Origin of the sequence: Pontixanthobacter aquaemixtae, assembly GCF_009827395.1 — a bacterium.
Classification (GTDB): Bacteria; Pseudomonadota; Alphaproteobacteria; order Sphingomonadales; family Sphingomonadaceae; genus Pontixanthobacter; species Pontixanthobacter aquaemixtae.
In genome coordinates this window covers 1,076,510-1,093,623 of record NZ_WTYX01000001.1, presented here as the reverse complement: position 1 = coordinate 1,093,623, position 17,114 = coordinate 1,076,510, and the positions used below count along the sequence as shown (strand labels likewise).

At 57.8% G+C, this 17,114-nt stretch carries 17 protein-coding genes and 1 pseudogene; 10 read left to right on the top strand and 8 right to left on the bottom strand.

Annotated elements, in window-relative coordinates; all coding sequences use genetic code 11:
- Window positions 1-30 precede the first annotated feature (30 nt).
- Together GRI41_RS05290 and GRI41_RS05285 are read left to right on the top strand one after the other, a co-directional pair.
- Window positions 31-1,332 (top strand): serine hydrolase, encoded by a 1,302-nt coding sequence (locus GRI41_RS05290; RefSeq protein WP_160603703.1) that lies wholly within the window; start codon window positions 31-33, stop codon window positions 1,330-1,332.
- Between the two features lie 82 nt (window positions 1,333-1,414).
- Window positions 1,415-2,287: an AAA family ATPase gene (locus GRI41_RS05285; protein WP_160603702.1), complete on the top strand. Its 873-nt coding sequence runs from the start codon at window positions 1,415-1,417 to the stop codon at window positions 2,285-2,287.
- 26 nt (window positions 2,288-2,313) lie between these two features.
- Here GRI41_RS05285 and GRI41_RS05280 read toward each other — a convergent pair whose 3' ends face one another.
- A complete protein-coding gene (locus GRI41_RS05280) occupies window positions 2,314-3,714 on the bottom strand; it encodes a methyl-accepting chemotaxis protein (protein WP_160603701.1) in 1,401 nt (466 codons plus the stop codon).
- Window positions 3,715-3,839: 125 nt separating this feature from the next.
- Between GRI41_RS05280 and GRI41_RS05275 the strand changes: the two genes are divergently transcribed.
- Window positions 3,840-5,024, top strand: a complete 1,185-nt coding sequence (locus tag GRI41_RS05275) for a vWA domain-containing protein (RefSeq protein WP_160603700.1) — start codon at window positions 3,840-3,842, stop codon at window positions 5,022-5,024.
- Between the two features lie 44 nt (window positions 5,025-5,068).
- Here the strand turns inward: GRI41_RS05275 and GRI41_RS05270 are convergent, their stop codons facing one another.
- Together GRI41_RS05270 and GRI41_RS05265 are read right to left on the bottom strand one after the other, a co-directional pair.
- A complete protein-coding gene (locus tag GRI41_RS05270) occupies window positions 5,069-6,280 on the bottom strand; it encodes an exo-beta-N-acetylmuramidase NamZ family protein (RefSeq protein ID WP_160603699.1) in 1,212 nt (403 codons plus the stop codon).
- The gene (locus GRI41_RS05265; protein WP_160603698.1) at window positions 6,277-6,798 is read right to left on the bottom strand and encodes a DOMON domain-containing protein; all 522 of its coding nucleotides are present in this window, start codon (window positions 6,796-6,798) and stop codon (window positions 6,277-6,279) included. Before GRI41_RS05265 ends, GRI41_RS05270 begins: the two co-directional genes overlap by 4 nt.
- Before the next feature lie 123 nt (window positions 6,799-6,921).
- On the opposite strand from GRI41_RS05265, the gene GRI41_RS05260 reads away from it, so the two are divergent.
- The 6 genes from GRI41_RS05260 to GRI41_RS05235 all read left to right on the top strand — a co-directional run bounded on the left by GRI41_RS05260 (window position 6,922) and on the right by GRI41_RS05235 (window position 12,303).
- Window positions 6,922-7,503: a hypothetical protein gene (locus tag GRI41_RS05260; RefSeq protein ID WP_160603697.1), complete on the top strand. Its 582-nt coding sequence runs from the start codon at window positions 6,922-6,924 to the stop codon at window positions 7,501-7,503.
- Window positions 7,504-7,549: 46 nt separating this feature from the next.
- Window positions 7,550-8,779, top strand: a complete 1,230-nt coding sequence (gene tyrS, locus GRI41_RS05255; protein ID WP_160603696.1) for a tyrosine--tRNA ligase — start codon at window positions 7,550-7,552, stop codon at window positions 8,777-8,779.
- A gap of 111 nt (window positions 8,780-8,890) precedes the next feature.
- Window positions 8,891-9,229: a PilZ domain-containing protein gene (locus tag GRI41_RS05250; protein ID WP_160603695.1), complete on the top strand. Its 339-nt coding sequence runs from the start codon at window positions 8,891-8,893 to the stop codon at window positions 9,227-9,229.
- Between the two features lie 96 nt (window positions 9,230-9,325).
- Window positions 9,326-10,633, top strand: coding sequence for an MFS transporter (locus GRI41_RS05245; protein WP_160603694.1), 1,308 nt, complete (start codon window positions 9,326-9,328; stop codon window positions 10,631-10,633).
- On the top strand, window positions 10,630-11,550 hold the full coding sequence (cysK, locus tag GRI41_RS05240) for a cysteine synthase A (RefSeq protein ID WP_160603693.1): 921 nt from the start codon (window positions 10,630-10,632) through the stop codon (window positions 11,548-11,550). The genes GRI41_RS05245 and cysK overlap by 4 nt, the downstream gene beginning before the upstream one ends.
- A gap of 69 nt (window positions 11,551-11,619) precedes the next feature.
- Window positions 11,620-12,303 (top strand): hypothetical protein, encoded by a 684-nt coding sequence (locus tag GRI41_RS05235; RefSeq protein WP_160603692.1) that lies wholly within the window; start codon window positions 11,620-11,622, stop codon window positions 12,301-12,303.
- 168 nt (window positions 12,304-12,471) lie between these two features.
- Here GRI41_RS05235 and GRI41_RS05230 read toward each other — a convergent pair whose 3' ends face one another.
- From GRI41_RS05230 to GRI41_RS14450, 5 genes and pseudogenes are all read right to left on the bottom strand, one after another.
- On the bottom strand, window positions 12,472-14,277 hold the full coding sequence (locus GRI41_RS05230; RefSeq protein WP_160603691.1) for an acyl-CoA dehydrogenase C-terminal domain-containing protein: 1,806 nt from the start codon (window positions 14,275-14,277) through the stop codon (window positions 12,472-12,474).
- Between the two features lie 22 nt (window positions 14,278-14,299).
- Window positions 14,300-14,767, bottom strand: a complete 468-nt coding sequence (locus GRI41_RS05225) for a MerR family transcriptional regulator (protein ID WP_160603690.1) — start codon at window positions 14,765-14,767, stop codon at window positions 14,300-14,302.
- A gap of 32 nt (window positions 14,768-14,799) precedes the next feature.
- The gene (gene hisI / locus GRI41_RS05220) at window positions 14,800-15,183 is read right to left on the bottom strand and encodes a phosphoribosyl-AMP cyclohydrolase (protein ID WP_160603689.1); all 384 of its coding nucleotides are present in this window, start codon (window positions 15,181-15,183) and stop codon (window positions 14,800-14,802) included.
- Window positions 15,184-15,491: 308 nt separating this feature from the next.
- Window positions 15,492-15,974 (bottom strand): ComF family protein, encoded by a 483-nt coding sequence (locus GRI41_RS14455; RefSeq protein ID WP_328600540.1) that lies wholly within the window; start codon window positions 15,972-15,974, stop codon window positions 15,492-15,494.
- A gap of 120 nt (window positions 15,975-16,094) precedes the next feature.
- Window positions 16,095-16,304: pseudogene (locus GRI41_RS14450) on the bottom strand (double zinc ribbon domain-containing protein); the annotation flags it as partial.
- Window positions 16,305-16,357: 53 nt separating this feature from the next.
- Between GRI41_RS14450 and GRI41_RS05210 the strand changes: the two are divergent.
- Complete coding sequence (locus GRI41_RS05210; protein WP_160603687.1) at window positions 16,358-17,113, top strand: methyltransferase domain-containing protein; 756 nt, start codon at window positions 16,358-16,360, stop codon at window positions 17,111-17,113.
- Window position 17,114: the final 1 nt, after the last annotated feature.

The following is a 17,114-nucleotide window of genomic DNA, read 5'->3' as shown; positions in this document are numbered from 1 at the left end:
CGCGCATGGTCTGCTGGTAAGGAGACCCCGATGCTGACACGCCTTTCCGCGCTTTCATTGTTGCTTGCCGCACCCTTTGCTGCGCCGGTTGCCGCGCAAACTTCAGAAGCGGAGGAAACCGCGAGCGAGCAGAGCTTGCTCGAAAGCCGCGCGGATGATGCTTTGGCGGTGATGCAGGGCACAGAAGATGCGCAGGATATGTTCGCGCAATCGTTTCTTGATGCGGTGTCGGCAGAACAATTTGCGGCATTTATGGCTCAGGTGACGGGCCAGTTTGGCGCGGTTGTGGGCGTTGAAAGCATAACGCCCGTTGATGACCATTCGGCAGAAATCGTCTTCGGCTTTGAAAAGGCGCTTGGCATTGGATCAATCTCGATCGAGGACAATGCCCCCAACAAGATCAACGGGCTGCTGATCCGGAGCTTCGAAACGCTCGACGATTCGCTCGCCAAGGTAGAGCATGATCTTAACGCTCTTCCGGGGGAGATAGGCGTGCTGTTCGCGCGGCTTGATGGCAGCGACGCGCTGATGGAAATCAATCCCGACAGCCAGTTTGCCATCGGATCGACTTTCAAACTCTACATCCTCTCCGCCCTGGCCCGCTCTATCGAAAAGGGAGAGCGCGAATGGAGCGATGTGGTCACGATCAACCGGCGTTCCTTCCCCAGCGGCAGGATGCAGAACTGGCCCGATGGCGCGCCGGTGACGCTGCAAACACTTGCCACCATGATGATCACCATCAGCGACAACACCGCCACCGATATGCTGTTTTACGAGCTGGGCCGCGAGGCGGTTGAGGCGGAATTGCGGGCAAGCGGCCATTCCGATCCTGACAGGACTTTACCCTTTCTCAGCACGCTGCAGATGTTCGGGCTGAAGGGAAGCCCTGGAAACCTCGCCAAATATGTCTCCGCCGATGAGGCAGGCCAACGCTTCATTCTCGCCGATTTCGAAGATGATGTGGCGGGCAACCGCGATCTGATCACTCCGCCCCGTTTTACCAAGCCGCTCGCCATCGACACGGTCGAATGGTTTGCCAGTGGGCGCGATCTGGAAAAGCTGATGAAGCGCATCATCGCGATCAAGGATCCGACCGCGCGCAAGATCATGGCGATCAGCCCTTCCATGCCCGACGAAACAGTCAAAAAGTGGGACTATATCGGATATAAGGGCGGCTCCGAGCCGGGAGTGCTCAACCTTACCTGGCTGCTGCGCGACGAGGCCGGTGCGTGGTGGATTTTGGCGATGAGCTGGAACAACACCGAAGCTTCGCTCGATGATGACAAACTGGAATTGCTTTCGCATCGCCTGATTGCATTGGCCGCGCAGTAGATTTTCCTGCCTCCCACCCCCTTGCCCTTTGCCCGCGTGCCGCTTAACGCGCACGTAAAGTTCCAGTTGCACAGGAAAACCGATGCCAAAATCTGAAGACACCCAAGCTACTAAGCGTTTTGACGGCACCGACGATTACATCGCCACAGACGATCTCAAGGTCGCTGTGGATGCTGCGGTGACATTGCGCCGCCCGCTGCTGGTCAAGGGCGAACCGGGCACCGGCAAGACCGTGCTCGCGCATGAAGTGGCCAAGGCCATGGGCGCGCCGATCATCGAATGGAACGTCAAATCGACCACCAAGGCACAGCAGGGCCTGTATGAATATGACGCGGTTGCGCGCCTGCGCGATGGCCAGTTGGGCGAAGAGCGCGTCCACGACATCCGCAACTACATCAAGAAGGGCAAGCTGTGGGAAGCCTTCACCTGTGAAGAGTTGCCCGTTCTGCTGATCGACGAAATCGACAAGGCCGATATCGAGTTTCCCAACGATCTGCTGCAAGAGCTCGACCGGATGAGCTTCGATGTTTACGAAACACAGGAAACCGTCGCAGCCAAAGAACGCCCGATTGTGGTGATCACTTCGAATAACGAGAAAGAACTGCCCGACGCATTCCTGCGCCGCTGCTTCTTCCACTATATCAAGTTCCCCGATCGCGACACGATGCGCTCTATCATCGATGTCCACTTCCCCGGCATCCAGAAAGCATTGGTGACCAAGGCGATGGATGTCTTCTACGAAATCCGCGAAGTGCCCGGCCTGAAGAAAAAGCCCAGCACATCCGAACTGCTCGACTGGCTCAAACTGCTGCTGAACGAGGATATGCCGCTTGAAGTCCTGCAGGATCAGGACCCGTCAAAAGCAATCCCGCCACTCCACGGCGCGCTGCTGAAGAACGAACAGGATGTAATGCTATTCGAACGCCTCGCCTTCATGTCGCGGCGTCAGACCTAACAGCACCACGGTCTCAATCACCAGCCTCAATCGAACGTATAAGCCAATTCGAAATCGCCCCAGCGGCGGCCGTTGATGTAGAGTGGGACGTAGATGTTCCGCACGACAAGATATTGTTTTCCGTCGCCTTCCTGGCGGTAAACGGCCATCATATAGGGTTCATTGCTGCTTTTGGCTTTTTTGTCGATCGTCTCGAGGATGATCCGGCCATTGCGGCAATATTTGGTGTCATGCGTCAGATTGCCGGTCGGCTCGCGCGAGTGGTCGGAGATATGCGTTGGCAGGAAGCCGTTCATATCGGCTTGCGAACACATTTTGATCGGAGCGCCTTCTGATGCCACGCGGTCGATCACCGGGCGCCAGTTTGCGTCAGCCCAATCGCTGAGCGATGTGCGGAACCGCGGCGGATTGCTGCCCGGTACCTGCTGGTAATTCTGGTCGAACAGCGCATCGAGCTTCAACTCGCCAGCGGCAATTGCTTCTTCGGCTTTGCCCGAAATTTCCTTGGCGACTTCCTTGGCCTTCTCGACCAGCAGGCTGTCCCTTGGCGAAAGGCCGGCTTTGACCACGCCATCGAACATTTCGCTGGCGGTAATTTCCAGTCCGTCCATCCGTTGTTGTGCCTCGCGCAGTTGCGCCTCGTTGGCGATGGCCGCGCTGTCGAAAGAGCCGAGCACGTCCTGAACGCGCACGACATGATCGGAAATCGTCCCGGTTGCGCGGGCGATCTGGTCATTCTGGCGGTCAACCTCCTCGACCAGTTCGGCAACGCCGCCGATTGTGTCTTCGATCTGCGCGATGGATTTCTTGGCGTTCTTGCTCGCTTCGGCGCCGCTTTCGATTTGCCCGATCACACTTGCGGCTTCATCCCCCAGAGTATCGATTGTCCGGCCGATTTCCTCGGTCGCGCGGCGCGTATCACCGGCCAGGCTTTTTACCTCGTTGGCAACCACGGCGAAAGTGCGCCCGGCATCGCCCGCACGCATCGCCTCGATAGTGGCATTGAGAGCGAGAATGTTGGTGGTTTCGGCAATCTGGTCAATATCCTGCGAACACCGGCGAACCTGCTCCATCGCCGCGGCAAAGCCGGTAACGTGCTGGCTCAACGTTTCAACCAGTTCGAGCAGGCCAGATATCTGGCCGAGCGAAGACTGGATCAGCGATGTCCCCTGCCCCAACCGTTCAATCGCGCGTTCGGATAGCAGCCGCGCCTCGTCGCTGGCTTCGGAAACTTTGCGTTGGTCCGCCTCCAGTTCCGAAACGGTACCCTGCAGCTCGTCATGTTCGGCGCGCAGTTTTTCCGAAGATTCGATAACCGCGCTGACAATCCCTGCAACATCGGCGCAGCCGACGGTGACCTCTCCGCAGCTATCCGGAATAAGATCGATTGATTGCTGTTCAGCGTCATCAAATACGGTGTGTTTCATTGAGTGCGGCGCCCCCACGAGTTTTCTGTATCCTCCCCATAGGCATCCCATGGTTACTTTTGTTTTAAGGATTGCGATGCGATCATCACTGGCGCTCTGCGAAAAGGCCGGTTAGGACCGCTGGCATGTTTTTTGACTTCATCGACGAATTGCGCGCCGCGGGAATTCCGGCCTCTTTCAAAGAGCACCTTACGCTGCTGGAAGCGCTGGACCGCGACGTGATCGAGCAATCGCCCGAGGCGTTTTACTACCTCAGCCGGGCGACTTTCGTGAAAGATGAAGGGCTGCTCGACCGGTTCGACCAGGTGTTCAACAAGGTCTTCAAAGGCATTCTGACCGACTACGGGCAGGATGCGGTCGATATTCCTGAAGAATGGCTCAAGGCCGTGGCGGAGAAATTCCTCACGCCCGAAGAAATGGCCGAAATCGAAAAACTGGGCGATTGGGACAAGATCATGGAGACGCTGAAAGAGCGTCTGGCCGAGCAGGAAAAGAAGCACGAAGGCGGCAATAAGTGGATCGGCACCGGCGGCACCAGCCCGTTCGGCAATTCAGGATACAACCCCGAAGGCGTCCGCATCGGCGGCGAAAGCAAGCACAAGAAAGCGGTCAAAGTCTGGGAAAAGCGCGAATTTGCCAATCTCGACAACACCAAGGAATTGGGCACGCGCAACATCAAGATGGCGCTGCGCCGTCTGCGCCGCTTTGCCCGCGAAGGCGCGGCGGACGAGCTTGATCTGGACGCGACGATCGATGGCACCGCCAAGCAGGGCTGGCTCGATATCCATATGCGGCCCGAACGGCACAATGCGGTGAAGCTGCTATTGTTTCTCGATGTCGGCGGGTCGATGGATCCCTTCATCAAGCTGTGTGAAGAATTGTTCAGTGCGGCGACTACGGAATTCAAAAATCTGGAGTTTTTCTATTTCCACAACTGCCTTTACGAAGGTGTGTGGAAGGACAATCGCCGCCGCTGGCAGGAACGCACCAACACCTGGGACATCCTGCACAAATTCGGTCACGACTATAAAGTGATCTTTGTCGGCGATGCGGCGATGAGCCCGTATGAAATCACCCATCAGGGCGGCAGTGTCGAACATATGAACGAAGAAGCCGGCGCGGTGTGGATGCAGCGCATGGCCAACACCTATCCCGCGACGGTGTGGCTCAATCCGGTGCCGGAAAAGCAGTGGAACTATTCACAAAGCACCAAGATGATGAAGCAGCTGGTCAATGACCGGATGTATCCGCTGACGCTAGACGGATTGGACGACGCCATGCGCGAGCTTAGCCGGAAAGCGGGGCAATAGCCTCTTCTAGTCCACCCACCTGCTTAGGTTAGCGGGTGAAAATCTTAATATAGCAAATGTTTGCGGACGATGTTTGACCAGACCTTTTCGTCTGCAGCGGCCGCACCATCCAGATCACCCGGCGTTGCCTCCGCATCATCCACCCATTCGCGCAGACCCGGCCCGCCATTGATCACGTCAATCGCCAGCACATCATTGGTGTATTCATATTTGAAATCGGTCCCGCGCCAGATCTGATAGTCTGGATAGAGATTGCGGATCGCTTTGAAAGCAAGCGCTTGCAGCCGCCATGGCTTGAACTTTGCGTGATCATAATGCGGGCCCTCGGCGTGGATCATCAGCGCGCTGCACAGCTGGCCGACATGCTTGTGGAAGGTCGGTTCAAACCAGCATTCGCGCAACACGCATCCTTCCAACCATTGCGGCGCGACGCGGTGCATTTCTTTTAGCACGGCCCCGGCATCGACATCGGGCGCGCCGAACAGCACTTCGAGCGGGCGGGTGGTCCCCCTGCCCTCGCTCAATGTGGCGCCTTCTATCATCACCGTTCCGGCATAGGCGCGCGCCATATTGACGGTGACCGCATTGGGGCTCGGGTTGATCCATACGCGGTCGGTAGGCCAGCCATATCCGGGCGCGGCATCGGGATCCCATCCCTCCATCGCGACCACGCGATAGGCCACATCGAGCCCGAAATGATCGATAAACCAGTGCCCCATCTCGCCCATTGTCAGCCCGTGCCGCATCGGCATCGGCGCGGCGCCGACAAAGCTCTCATTCCCGGGGATCAGCAGCGAGCCTTCCACCGGGCGGCCCGCGGGATTGGGCCGGTCGAGCACCCACACCTCTTTGCCGTGCTTCGCGGCTTCCTCGAGCAGGTAGAGCAGCGTGGTGACGAAAGTATAGATGCGGCAGCCGAGATCCTGCAGGTCGAACAAAAAAACGTCCGCGCTCGACATCATCTGCCCGGTCGGGCGGCGAACTTCGCCATAAAGGCTGAAAACCGGGATGTTATATGTCGGGTCTGTCTCGTCCGCGGTTTCGACCATATTGTCCTGCTTGTCGCCTTTCAGCCCGTGCTGCGGGCCGAAGGCGGAAGTCACATTCACCCCTGCCGCGATCAAAGCGTCGAGCGAATGGGTCAGGTCGGCCGTCACCGATGCCGGATGCGCGACCAGCGAGACGCGGCGGCCATCGAGCTGCCCGCGCAAATCAGGGTCGGCCAACAAGCGGTCGATACCGAATTGAACGCTCATAACCGGTTCTCCAATGTAATCATGCGGCATGTGGTGTTGTGAAAATCGGGCTTTCCGTCGGCGAAAGCCAATGCCCAATACTGGATCGTTCCCTCCGCGTCTTCGACAATCGCAGTCAGCGCAATATCGGCGGGAACAGGCAGATCGGATGCGATGCTCGCTTCCAGAACCAGCTCGCTGTCTGTGCGCGAGGTAGAAATCGCAATCGCATCCACCGCAGCATCGCGGCTGTTCAGGCGGTAATCGTCAAAATCATAGCTAGCCCAGCGGCTTGATGGAGACAGGTTGAACTCTCGGTAGGATTTCCCGCCATGCGGTTGCCAGAAGATTTCCAGGCAAGTGGTCTTCCACAGGTGGTCTGCGCGCGCGCTGGCGGCATGCGGCGGAACCTTGATGGCGGCAATGTCACCCTGCAGCCGAAACCGCGCGCGGCAGCCGCCGGAAGTGGTCTCTATATCGGCGCTGACGGCCTTGACCGGCCCTTCGGCGCAATCGGGGTGGAGAAGCAGTGGATGCATCGCGCTCCTATCGCTGACTGATGCCATGCTCGCAAGGTGGCGAAGGGCGATGCCGAACAACATTTTGCTATACTCTGTGTGGGCGATGCCGTAATTTTGGGCCTAGTTTGCGGAGCGAAAATAATGATTCGAACATGTGCATTGGCGGCGTTGCTATTGGTCACCGGAACCGCCCTTGCGGCGGAGATCAAGGATGTCGAACTGGATGGCGGCGTTGTGGTGGCGCTGTCGGGCGGATGGAATGTCGATACAAAACCCAACGCCGCGATGTCGCTGCCTTCGATGAAAGACCTGATTGCGGGTGCAAGCGAGACGCGGATCAAAAAGGGCGGCACCGGCGTTTTGGTCAGCTTCATGCATTTCAATTCGGACAAGCCGACCCCTGATTCGACCGCGCCCGATGCGGTTGAAGCGCAGGCGACTTTGCTGCGCAGCACCGCCGGGCAATATCTTCGCCAATCTGTCGAGAAAGAGGTTTCGGTCACTTCGCTGCAGAACGGCCCGCTTTCGATTGCGATGGCCACGTTGACCGCGCGCGACGGGCAGAAATTCAATGTCGCGCCGGGCTATCCCGGTGGCTGCGTAACCTCTGCCACGATCAAGCACGGTTTCGCGGTGCATGTGATCTCGGTCGCGTCGAAAAGCTGCGACGCGGAGACCCACGGCGAAATGGTCGCGGCAATCGCTGCGGCGCGATCGACTTGAATATACGGTTGCACGGGGCGTTTCGCGTGCTAGTCGCGCAATCGCTATGACCCAGTACACATCCCAATTGCTGACTCTGCTCGAAGAGCGCGGCCATTTGCACCAGATCACCGATGCCGGCGCGCTGGACGCGCTTGCCGCCAAGGAAGTGGTGACCGGTTATGTCGGCTTCGATCCGACAGCGCCCTCTCTGCATATCGGCAACCTTGCGTCGATTATGCTGCTCAAGCGTTTGCAACAGGCGGGACACCGCCCGATAGTGATCATGGGCGGCGGCACCGCGCGTGTCGGTGACCCGTCGGGCCGCGACGAAACCCGGCAAATGCTGACCGAGGAAAAACTCGCCAGCAATATTGCCGGGATCAAAGGCAGCTTTGAACGGATCCTGCGCTTCGATGACAGCCCCACCGGCGCGCTGCTGATCAACAATGACGATTGGCTAAGCGAGCTTGGCTACATCGAGATGCTGCGCGATGTCGGGCCGCATTTCACCGTCAACCGGATGCTGACATTTGATTCGGTCAAAACCCGGCTTGATCGCGAACAGCCGCTGACTTTCATCGAATTCAATTACATGATCATGCAGGCCTATGACTATCTGGTGCTGAACCGTGAATATGGCTGCCGCCTGCAGCTGGGCGGTAGCGACCAGTGGGGCAATATCGTCAACGGGATCGAGCTGACCCGGCGGATCGATGGCAAGGAAGTCTATGGCTATACCGCGCCGCTGATCACCCGCGCGGACGGGGCGAAGATGGGCAAATCGGTCGATGGCGCGATCTGGCTCAATGAAGACCAGCTGCCCGCCTATGATTTCTGGCAATATTGGCGCAACAGCGATGACCGCGACGTGGGCAAGTTCCTGCGCATCTTCACCGATGTGCCGCTTGAAGAAATCGCCCGGCTCGAGAAGCTGCAAGGCAGCGAGATCAACGACGCCAAGATTCTGCTGGCCAATGAAGTAACCACTATGGTGCGCGGCAAAGAGGCTGCCGAATCGGCCGCCGCCACTGCACAGCAGACCTTTGCCGGCGGCGGCGCAGGCGATGATCTGCCCACGATTTCGGTGGGGGCAGAGGGCATGCGGATCGGCGCGGTTTTGACCGAGATCGGGTTCACTGCATCCAATGGCGAGGCCAAGCGTAAGATTGCGGAAGGCGCGGTTAAACTTGATGGCAAGCCCGTCACTGACGTGGGTTTTATTGTAGAAGCCGCTGATAATACAGAGATTAAACTGAGTTTGGGCAAGAAAAAGCACGCAATTGTAACTCGCTAAGCCGCAGAAAAACCTGCATTTCGTCCCGAATTGGCACAAATATTTTTACACAATATCAGGCTTTCCAGCCCATTAGGGTTGTTCTGTTAGAACGTAAGGGATCGCGGGCCAATGAGTGTAGGCGCACAGCTGTCAGTAACCGATTTGCGGCGTGCCGCACGTCATCCGGTGGATTTTCCGGTAATCGCGGAGCATCATGATCGCGGCGATGTGAAAATGCACATCTGCAATATTTCCGCGCATGGTTTCATGATCGACAATGGTGAAAACCTGAACCGCGGGGACCGCGTTATCATTCGCCTGCCGGTGGTTGGCCGGATCGAGGCCTATGTTATCTGGACCACAGATGATCGCGCCGGTTTCCAGTTCGAACGCATTCTGCGCGTTGATGACTTTATGGCGATGATTGACGAGCTTCAGCCCAATCCGCGTCTGCGCAAGGATCGTTGAGACTTTGCCTGCCAAAGGCGAGTTCAAAGATTGAATTTCCGGCCTGCAAGAGGGGCTGACTTCACAACCACCTGATCCGGTGCCATTGCGCAGCTTGTGACTGCGCAATCCCATCCTTTCAAAATCGCCAATTTCCGTGCCTATTGGGTGTCGCGTCTGTCGATGACGCTGGCCCAATATGCGATGCTGCTGATTATCGGGTGGCAGACCTATAATATCGCGCGCGATAACGGGATGAACGTGGCCGAAGCGTCAGGGCAACTGGCGCTGATCGGCCTGCTGCAGTTTGTTCCATTGTTCCTGCTGACACCCTTTGTCGGATTGGCGGCTGACCGGCTCAACCGGCGCAATGTCGCGCGGATCATGGTGCTGTTGCAGCTGGGCTGCGCGGCACTGCTCGCTTATCTAACATGGACCGGCGCGATCAGCCTGCTCAGCCTGTTTGCGGTTGCCGTTTTGCTCGGCATCGCGCGCGCTTTTTCCGGGCCCGCATTGTCGGCGCTCGCCCCCAATCTGGTTCCCAAGGAAATCCTGCCCAACGCCATCGCCCTGTCTTCGATCGCGTGGCAAGTCGGGATGATCGCAGGCCCTGCCATTGGCGGCTATTTCTACGCGATTGTCCCCGCCCTTCCCTATGCCATTGCCGCCGGCCTTTTTGGCCTGTCAGTGCTCGCTCTCAGCTTTATCGGCAAAGTCCCGCAGCCGCCGATCCCCGGCGCGCAGCGGCCCATCGGGCAGATCGTCGATGGGCTGCATTATGTCGTGCGCAACAAAATGGTTCTGGGCGCGATTACGCTCGATCTGTTTGCGGTTTTTCTGGCCGGGGCGACGGCTCTGTTCCCGGTCTATGCGCGCGATATTCTGATGGTCGGCGAAGAAGGTCTGGCGCAGCTTGCAATGGCGCCCGCAGCCGGTGCGGCGATCACCGCGGCGTTCTTCTCTTTCCGCCCGCTCAAAAGCAATGTCGGGCCAAAAATGCTGCTGGCAGTGGCGATTTTCGGATTGGCGACCATCGCATTCGGTTTCTCGACATGGATGCCGCTCTCTCTCGCCATGCTGTTTATCGTTGGCGCAGCGGACATGTTCTCCGTCTATATCCGCCAATCGCTGATCCAGCTGCACACCCCCGATGACAAGCGCGGGCGGGTTTCGTCGGTCTCGATGCTGACCATTTCCGCATCGAACGAATTTGGCGATTTCTTTTCCGGAACGCTCGCATTTCTGATCGGTCCGGTGCTGGCGGTTGTCTCTGGCGGCGCGGGTGCGATCATCACGGTGGCGATCTGGAGCCGCCTGTTCCCTGTGCTCAGAACAACAAAGACCTTTGATCCGCCCGAAGAATTACTAGATACAAAGGCACAGTCAGACACGCAGTCCGCGAAATCCCCGGGAGACCCCACATGAAAGCCGATTCCGTCCTCGCCACCATTGGCAACACACCGCATATCCGCCTTTCACGATTGTTTCCCGATCACGATGTGTGGATTAAATCGGAACGTTCGAACCCCGGCGGATCGATCAAGGACCGGATCGCCTTGGCCATGGTGGAAGCCGCAGAGGAAGCTGGCGACCTGAAGCCGGGCGGCACGATCATCGAACCGACCAGCGGCAATACCGGCATCGGCCTTGCCATGGTGGCAGCGGTCAAAGGTTATAAGCTGGTTCTGGTGATGCCCGAATCCATGTCGCTCGAACGCCGCCGCCTGATGCTCGCCTATGGTGCGACATTCGATCTGACAGACAAAGCGAAAGGCATGAAGGGCGCGATCGAACGCGCGACCGAACTGGTTGAACAGACCGATGGCGCATGGATGCCCGCGCAATTCGACAATCCGGCCAATGTCGCGGTGCATGTGCGCACCACGGCACAGGAAATCCTCGCCGATTTCGCGGATAAGCCGGTCGATGTGATGATTACCGGCGTGGGCACCGGCGGCCATTTGACCGGCTGCGCAGAAGAACTGAAACGCCACTGGGCCGATATGAAAGCCTATGCGGTGGAACCCGAACTGTCTCCCGTGATCAGCGGCGGCCAGCCCGGCCCGCACCCGATCCAGGGCATCGGCGCGGGTTTTATCCCGGGCAATTTGCACACGCAGGCAATCAATGGCGCAATCCCCGTTGATGCAGAGGAAGCCAAAGCGATGGCAAAGAAATGTGCTGTGACTGAGGGGCTGTTGGTAGGGATCTCCAGCGGCGCGACTTTGGCAGCGATTGCGAAGAAGCTGCCTGAATTGGATGCCGGATCGACCGTGCTCGGCTTCAATTACGACACGGGTGAGCGGTATTTGAGTGTGCCGGAGTTCTTGCCGGAGGCGTAAGCGCCGATTTGTCCAATTCTTTCCCATACTCTCGCTGCATTATGCAGCCATCTGAGAGGGAGAAAGAGAATGACACGATCACGATTTTCGCTGGTGATGGCCGCTGGTCTGCTGGCTGCGGTGCTACACGCTCCTGCCATCGCGCAGGATGCTGCGAATGCTGAACCGACTGCAGAGGAACAGCGCGCGAAAGCGCGGCATGCCGAGTGGATTGCCGCGCAAAAGGCGCGCTGCGGTGCCGAGTCTCTCGATTCGATACCGGGCAAGGAATGGATGGATGCCTATGGCTGGCGCTATGCTACATCTGCCGAGGCCAATGCCGCCTATACCGATCTGGTCAAGAACACGCCGCCATGGCCCAGCTATATGTTGCCCAGCGTGGCACGGCTTGAACCCGGTCGGCGGTTTCAAATGGCGTTTTCCAAGGCGCAACCCAATGACAAGCCTGGCGGTTTCGGCACATTCGACCGGATCGGCAGCGTCGAGGAAGTGCGCGAGGATCTTGCGGTGTTGCTGACCTGGAAAGAGGATGTCGACCGCGTGGTGACATTCGAGATTACCAAACCGACGCTGGTTCTGGTCGGCCCGATCGGTCCGCAAGTCGATCCGGTTGCGTGCAAATTGCTGCATGGCCGCTATTCGCAGTTCCAGCTGTTGATGCCGCCCGCAGAGCGCAAGGATTACATGCGCTTCATCACGCAGGTGAAACTGGCGCAGCCTCTGGTGGGCCCGAATGGCGAACCGACATCTTAGATTTGGGCTGAGTTCGGGCGCGATTTTCCTACATGCGCGCGGCTTGCTAGCTTCGCCCCGGCTCTTTGAAAACCGAATCGCCCAAGAAAAAGCGGGATGCCCTTAAGAAAGGGCACCCCGCGGATGTATTTCATCAACTAACCCGCAACGTGAAGCTGCGAATCGGGTTTATGCGGCCGTTTGAAACGCGTCTGCGCCAAGCGCCATCATCGATTCCGATCCCGCCTCAAGCTTGCGGCGCAATGCACCGGCATCGGGCAGGAAGCGATCGCCGTAATAGCGGGCAGTCGCCAGTTTTGCTTCGTAGAACGCCTTGTCCTCGGTTCCTTCTGCCAATTTGGCATCGGCAACCGTGGCCATACGCAGCCACATCAGGCCCAGCGAAACAATGCCCATGATGTGCATGTAATGATGCGCGCCGGCGCCCAGATTGTCTGGATTTGCCATCGCATTTTGCATGAACCACATGGTCGCAGCTTTCTGCTCCCCCAACGCTTTTTCCAGCTTCTCTGCAAAAGGTGCGAGCGTTTCATTGGCTTTCGCTGCGGCAATTTCCTCGTCGATGATCGCGAAGAATGCCTGGATCGCCGCGCCGCCATTCTGGGCCAGCTTCCGGCCGCACAGATCCATCGCCTGGACACCGTTGGTGCCTTCATAAATCATCGCGATGCGGGAATCGCGAACGAACTGCTCCATTCCCCATTCCTGAATATAGCCGTGGCCGCCAAAGACCTGCTGCATGTTGTTGGCCACATCATAACCCTTGTCAGTGCCGTAACCTTTGATGACGGGCGTTAGCAGGCTGATGATTTCGTTGGCCTTGGCGCGCTCTTCCTCGGTTTCGGCTTTATGCGTTAGGTCCACCTGCAACGCGCCCCACATGGCAAGCGCACGCATGCCTTCGGTATAGGCCTTCGCATCCATCAGCATCCGCCGTACATCTGCGTGAACAAAGATCGGATCGGCCTTTTCCTCTGGCTCCGCCGGGCCTGTCAGAGCGCGGCCCTGTCGCCGGTCGAGCGCATAGGCCACGGCGTTTTGATAAGCGACTTCTGCCTGCGCATAGCCCTGAATGCCGACACCCAAGCGCGCGGCATTCATCATAACGAACATCGCGGCGAGGCCCTTGTTCTCCTCGCCCACCATGTAGCCGGTCGCCCCATCATAATTCATGACGCAGGTCGAATTGCCGTGAATGCCCATTTTCTCTTCGATCGAACCGCACATCACGCCATTGCGATCGCCAAGTGAGCCGTCATCATTGACGTGGAATTTGGGCACAATGAACAGCGAAATGCCCTTCGAGCTATCCGGCGCGCCCGGCGTTTTTGCCAGCACAAGGTGGATGATGTTTTCAGTCAGGTCGTGTTCGCCTGCGGAGATGAAAATCTTGGTGCCGGTGATTGCATAGGAACCATCCGCCTGCGGCTCTGCCTTGGTGCGGATCATGCCCAGATCGGTACCGCAATGCGGCTCGGTCAGGTTCATCGTTCCAAGCCATTCATTGGCGATCATTTTGTGGAGATATTTTTCCTGCTGTTCGGGTGAACCTTTGGCCAGGATTGCCGCGACGGCCCCGCCGGTTAGGCCGGGATACATTGCAAATGCCTGGTTCGCGGTGCCGACAAATTCCTCGATCAGCATGCCCAGAACGTGTGGCATGCCCTGCCCGCCAAATTGTTCCGGCTGCGAGATCGTACCCCAGCCCGATTCGCGATATTGTTCGAACGCCTCTTTGAAACCCGAAGGCGTGGTTACGCTGCCATCTTCGTGACGCGTGCAGCCTTCCTTGTCACCGCTATGATTGATCGGTGCAAGAACTTCGGAACAGAACTTCCCGGCTTCATTGATCACGGTATCGATCATATCAGGGGTCGCGCTTTCGAAGCCCGGAAGATTGTTATAGCTCGCGAGATCAAGCAGCTCGTTCACTACGAAGCGGGCATCGCGTGTGGGGGCGGTGTAAGTCGGCATGTGGGTGTCCTCGGTTGGTCGATCAGCCGTTGGAGCTGTCGATGTCCATATTTTCAATTTGTTTGATAAAGGCGGTCAGCTCTTTGATCGAAGAATCGATATCGGCCCGTTGGCGTTTAAGTTTAGCGACGTGGTTCCGGCATTTTTCAACCGTAACGCGGCGCTGCTCAACGCGGCCATCGTCGAGATCATAAAGATCGATCATCTCGCGAATCTCGGTCAGGCTGAAACCGACATTCTTGGCCCGCATAATCCAGGCAAGCCGGGCACGATCGCGCTTTGAATAGACGCGGGTCAGACCGATCCGCTGAGGCGCCACCAACCCCTCATCCTCGTAAAACCGCAAAGCGCGCGCTGTGCAATTGAACTCGGTGGTGAGATCGGAAATGCTAAACTGCTCTCGGGCCAGTTTGTCCGGGCGGTCAAGATGGGCGCCGGAATGGCCTTGGGAAGCTGGATTATTTTTTGCGGGATCAGTTACTGTAGCCATGCCCCGCGACATAACTAACCTTTACGTAAACGTCAACTAATCGCGGGGAAGAGCGTATCGCCTTCCAGTTTTCTGTAAAAACAACTGGTGGCACCGGTATGGCATGCCGGCCCTGCCGCCGTGCAACGCAGCACGAGCGCGTCCTGATCACAGTCAACAAGGATCGATTTAACCGTCAGAACATTCCCCGATGTTTCCCCCTTCTTCCAAAGTGTCCCTCTTGATCGGGAGTAAAAATGCGCGATGCCGGATTCTCTCGTGGCGGCAAGCGCTTCTTCATTCATGAAAGCGACCATCAATGGCGAAGAGGTTGAATCATCCAGAACGACCGCTGTTAGGAGGCCTTGGGCATCGAATTTGGGCATGAAATCCTGCCCCAGTTCGCGCTTCTCGGTGTCGTTGGTTGTATCAGACATAGGTGGACGGCCTTAGAAGAAGCCACGCCATAAGCGTGTTAAAGATTTGTTGCACGATAACCACATATTCTTCCGAAAATCCAACCATTCCACGCTTGCCACTTTCATGATTCGCCGATGAGTGGAAATACCGCGCTCGTAGTTCGCAAGAACTGCTCACCGGAACATCGGTACCATCAGAGTGCCAGGTTCAGGGGGACAAGGGATGCAGCCGGCCGAAACGCCAGGCGCCCCTTTTGAACGATGAGGGATCGGACCCGGCGGCCTTCAAGGGGGATGGTTGCCACAGCCGAAAGGCGGGTCCATTATTATTCGTCACGTGGCGCCCGAGATTTTCGAATCTCGGGCGTTTCGCTTTCTTGGTCCGGACTGTTTCTAACTGCTTCGTTTAGAACGCGGGAGAAGCACGCGATAATTACGCTTTCTGCGCCGCCTTTTTTCAGGCTGCGAACGCAGGCGTCGCTTGTTGCTCCGCTGGTCAGGACGTCATCGACAAGTACAATCTTGGCTCCCTTCAAACGATCGGAGTGAGTGCTGTTCACCGCAATCGCCCCAGAGAGAGCCCGCTCGCGCGCTTTACGACCCAGACCACCCAGCGATTGCGTGCGTTGGGTCCGAACCAAACCATCAACCAGCAGTGAATGCCCGGTCAACTGGCCCAGTCGGCGGGCAAGCAAACCGGCCTGGTTAAACCCGCGATGCCAAAGGCGGGTTCGATGAAGCGGAACGGGGATCAGCAACCAATTGCCTTCCAACTTTGGCAATCGCGCTGCAATCAACTGCGCCATCATATCAGCGAGGGCAATTCTGCGCCCATGTTTGAACGCCAAAATCAATTTGCGCGAGGCATCATTATACAGCGTTCCCGCCGCGATCCCGTCATGTTTCGGCGGTTTTGCCATGCACGGCGCGCATTGCATTTCGGGTGCGGCGAAGGCGTCTGAAAAAGGCCGCTGGCACGTCACACAACTTGGTTCGCCGGGAATCACCAGTTGCGACCAGCATGGCGCACAAAGGCCTTTTTGCTCGGCAATTGCATCGCCGCATAGCGGGCAACGCGGCGGGTAAACCAGATCTACCGCTGGCTTGAGAACATCCGCAAGGCGCTGTGCTGCCGTCATCCGATCATTCTGTCCTGCTTGCGATTTTCACGCAAGCGCGGCACGGAGCGGCGATGAACAAAGCGCCTCCCGCCATATTCTCCCGCAATCGCTGTGCGGCCAAATGGGGCCGTGCGAGGGCGCGGTACAAATGCGATAACAGCTCCTCCTTCCTCCTCGATGATCTCACCGGCGACGTGATCGAGCGGGTTGGTTTCATGCAGCTTCAACCCCAACGGGCGTTGGTGGTTGGCGACTGGTCGGATTCGGTGGCGACGGCGCTCTCCGATCTAGGCGCTGACATCGCTGTAGGACAGCTTGGCCATTTCAACGAAGAGTTGCCAGCGCCCGCAGGAAGTCGCTTCGATCTCATCGTGCATTTGATGGGCCTTGGCATGGTCAATGACCTGCCCGGGGCGCTGATCCATGCCCGTGCCACTTTGGCCGAAGGCGGTGTGTTTATTGCAGCCTTTCCGGGTGCCGGAAGCCTGTCCTCTTTGCGCAACATTGCCTTGGCAGCAGATGGCGAAAGGCCTGCCCCGCGCATTCATCCGATGATCGATAGCGCATCGTCCTCCGCTTTGCTGCAACGCGCCGGATTTGGCAGACAAGTGGTCGACAGCCACACTTTGTCGGTCCGGTATCGCTCGCTCGGCCAGCTGGTGAGCGATTTGCGCGATCATGGGCTCACCGCCTCTTTGGAGAAGCCGTCACCAGCGCTTGGCCGGCAATGGCTCTCGCGAGCTCAGGAGGCTTTTGACACGCTGCGTGATGAGGACGGAAAAGTTACCGAAAACTTTGAAATGATGACTCTAACGGCTTGGAAATAGG

Excerpts from the sequence above, each read along its gene's own strand:
- GRI41_RS05260 (WP_160603697.1), top strand. The coding sequence starts at position 6,922 with ATGATTCGAACATGTGCATTGGCGGCGTTGCTATTGGTCACCGGAACC.
- GRI41_RS05270 (WP_160603699.1), bottom strand. The coding sequence starts at position 6,280 with ATGAGCGTTCAATTCGGTATCGACCGCTTGTTGGCCGACCCTGATTTG.
- cysK (WP_160603693.1), top strand. The coding sequence starts at position 10,630 with ATGAAAGCCGATTCCGTCCTCGCCACCATTGGCAACACACCGCATATC.
- tyrS (WP_160603696.1), top strand. The coding sequence starts at position 7,550 with ATGACCCAGTACACATCCCAATTGCTGACTCTGCTCGAAGAGCGCGGC.
- GRI41_RS05285 (WP_160603702.1), top strand. The coding sequence starts at position 1,415 with ATGCCAAAATCTGAAGACACCCAAGCTACTAAGCGTTTTGACGGCACC.
- GRI41_RS05230 (WP_160603691.1), bottom strand. The coding sequence starts at position 14,277 with ATGCCGACTTACACCGCCCCCACACGCGATGCCCGCTTCGTAGTGAAC.
- GRI41_RS14455 (WP_328600540.1), bottom strand. The coding sequence starts at position 15,974 with ATGATGGCGCAGTTGATTGCAGCGCGATTGCCAAAGTTGGAAGGCAAT.
- GRI41_RS05225 (WP_160603690.1), bottom strand. The coding sequence starts at position 14,767 with ATGGCTACAGTAACTGATCCCGCAAAAAATAATCCAGCTTCCCAAGGC.
- GRI41_RS05265 (WP_160603698.1), bottom strand. The coding sequence starts at position 6,798 with ATGCATCCACTGCTTCTCCACCCCGATTGCGCCGAAGGGCCGGTCAAG.
- GRI41_RS05280 (WP_160603701.1), bottom strand. The coding sequence starts at position 3,714 with ATGAAACACACCGTATTTGATGACGCTGAACAGCAATCAATCGATCTT.
- GRI41_RS05275 (WP_160603700.1), top strand. The coding sequence starts at position 3,840 with ATGTTTTTTGACTTCATCGACGAATTGCGCGCCGCGGGAATTCCGGCC.
- GRI41_RS05235 (WP_160603692.1), top strand. The coding sequence starts at position 11,620 with ATGACACGATCACGATTTTCGCTGGTGATGGCCGCTGGTCTGCTGGCT.
- hisI (WP_160603689.1), bottom strand. The coding sequence starts at position 15,183 with ATGTCTGATACAACCAACGACACCGAGAAGCGCGAACTGGGGCAGGAT.
- GRI41_RS05290 (WP_160603703.1), top strand. The coding sequence starts at position 31 with ATGCTGACACGCCTTTCCGCGCTTTCATTGTTGCTTGCCGCACCCTTT.
- GRI41_RS05250 (WP_160603695.1), top strand. The coding sequence starts at position 8,891 with ATGAGTGTAGGCGCACAGCTGTCAGTAACCGATTTGCGGCGTGCCGCA.
- GRI41_RS05210 (WP_160603687.1), top strand. The coding sequence starts at position 16,358 with ATGAACAAAGCGCCTCCCGCCATATTCTCCCGCAATCGCTGTGCGGCC.